Source organism: Loigolactobacillus iwatensis (genome assembly GCF_003950295.1).
Taxonomy (GTDB): Bacteria; Bacillota; Bacilli; order Lactobacillales; family Lactobacillaceae; genus Loigolactobacillus; species Loigolactobacillus iwatensis.
The window spans coordinates 1-2072 of the sequence record NZ_RHNP01000080.1; the positions used below are offsets into that span (position 1 = coordinate 1).

The following is a 2072-nucleotide window of genomic DNA, read 5'->3' on the forward strand; positions in this document are numbered from 1 at the left end:
AAACGGTTCAACTGAAAACACGAATGTTTCCAGTTGAACCGTTTATTTTTGGAGACTTATGTCACAGCCTCTTTTTATGTTTTCTAATTTTTTAGGTGATTCAACAGTAATGTCTAGAACAAGTAATCTATTTAGCAGCGCTGATGAGAAAATCGATTATGGTTATTTATGTTTGGCTTAAGGAATGTTTGAAAAAGCGGATTCTGAGGATTGCTATGGTTCAACTTCGAGTTCTTTGTGCGGTGACCGAGGAGAACTTAGTCGCGAGCAGTTATGGACTTTATAATTGTATTCTTTGTTTTTGCCACCAGAATAGACAACATTCGTAGCAGCAAAAGTTATTTGCGTTCTTTGCAAATAACTAACTGTCATTGTGAAGTAGTAGTTGAACGGACACCGGATGGCGTATCAAGATTATTAGCGATTTGGGCCAATAATCCTCAATTGTGAAGTAGAATCTAAATACTTTTCCAACGCCGACCATTTACAAGAATTAGAAAATATATCTAAGTAACTGTTAAGCACGATTAATAATTAGGAGGTTTTTAGATGAATGATTATGCGGAAATTAGTCAGTTAGTTGCTCGGGAACGGCAGTACCGAGTGCGACACGTTAAGGAACTGGCTGATTGTTATTATCCTGATGCAACAATTCAGACAAGCTGGCAAAGTGGTAGTGTAGCTTCATTTATCAATGGCCAGCCAACTGAAGTTAGCGATCAAACCATGATTGTTGGTCGTATGAGTATACCGACGATCCACCAAAATGGTCAGCGCGCTTACGTAGAATTTCCTACGACTACGTACATGTGGTTAACGGTGAACGGTGCTGAAGCCGAGCTAGAGTCTTTTCGTCGGTTAATTTACCACGTTGAAAAGCGTAATGGTGTTTGGAAAATTGCCGCAATGATTTCAATTAACGAAAGTGATAATTTACACCCGGCAATTCCAGGTACTGATTTAAAAGTAGATCCAAAGGACCTAGTGGGTCTCCGGCGTTCTTACCGTTATTTAGCTTACACGCGAAAAAATGCTGGTGGCGAAATCAGTCCAGATTTGTTAGGGATTGACCGCCCCGATGATATTAAGAGGCTTTACGCGCAGGCGGAAGATTGGATTAACGAATAGTGTACGTTTGAAAGGGGTTCTCAGATTTCCATCTGATAGTTGAAATTTTGGCATTTTTTTGAATTACGGTCAAAATTGATTAACAAAATATTGCTCAAATCATCTAATAAATGATAATTAACCGTGGAGGAAATTTAAATGCAAACTAGTTCGTGTTTATTAGTTATTGATATGCAAAATGGCCTAAATGGTGCCTATCAGTATACTAAATTGATCGAAAAGCTTAATCAACGAATTAAGGCCTATCACCAAACAGATTTGCCTGTGATTTACGTTCAACACACGGACGCCGAATTACCTTATGGTAGTGAGGCCTGGAAATTGGACGCCAAGCTCACACGCTTGCCGACGGATAGGGTGTTTTTGAAATACCATTCGGATTCATTCTTTGAAACGGGCCTTAAAAGCTATTTACGACACCACAACCTGCAATCAATTGAAGTTTGTGGTTTGCAAACTGAATATTGCGTTGATACTGCATTGCGAGTTGGCCATCACCTTGGTTTTAAAATGAGTATTTTGGCTGGATTAAATTCCACGTTTGATAATGAATTGTTACCTGCAATTAAAATCATCGCCCACCACGAAAGCATCTGGCAGGGGAGCTTTGCTGAAGTTTTATCGAATAAAAATTAATTTTTAATGATGGCCTAGTGTTAGTGGCAATTTAAGCAGGTATTCTAAAAGAATGTAACGGCCTGTTTTATCGATTAGGGAGTGTCCCAAAATTGTATTTACCAATATTTTTTAATTAACTTGCGCCACCCTAATACTGCAACGGTAGTATTAATACACAATTTGCCAGAACAAAGTGGCATTTGGATGTTTTTTAAAGCTTATTGTTTCCACCAATTAAAATTTACTTGATTGCCGGATTTACAATCTAAGTGCAACACCTAAATAACTAGACCAAAAAGGCCATGAAGCCTTAAACTTATAAGCGA

Annotated in this window: 2 protein-coding genes; both read left to right on the plus strand. The window is 38.3% G+C overall.

The window, feature by feature from the left end; genetic code table 11:
• Nucleotides 1-549 precede the first annotated feature (549 nt).
• Complete coding sequence (locus EKM98_RS11940) at nt 550-1128, plus strand: nuclear transport factor 2 family protein (protein ID WP_125982752.1); 579 nt, start codon at nt 550-552, stop codon at nt 1126-1128.
• 138 nt (nt 1129-1266) lie between these two features.
• Nucleotides 1267-1764, plus strand: a complete 498-nt coding sequence (locus EKM98_RS11945; protein WP_125982753.1) for a cysteine hydrolase family protein — start codon at nt 1267-1269, stop codon at nt 1762-1764.
• Nucleotides 1765-2072: the final 308 nt, after the last annotated feature.

What these genes read in the sequence shown, in the direction of transcription:
- EKM98_RS11940 (WP_125982752.1), top strand. Translation starts at nt 550, where the DNA reads ATGAATGATTATGCGGAAATTAGTCAGTTAGTTGCTCGGGAACGGCAG.
- EKM98_RS11945 (WP_125982753.1), top strand. Translation starts at nt 1,267, where the DNA reads ATGCAAACTAGTTCGTGTTTATTAGTTATTGATATGCAAAATGGCCTA.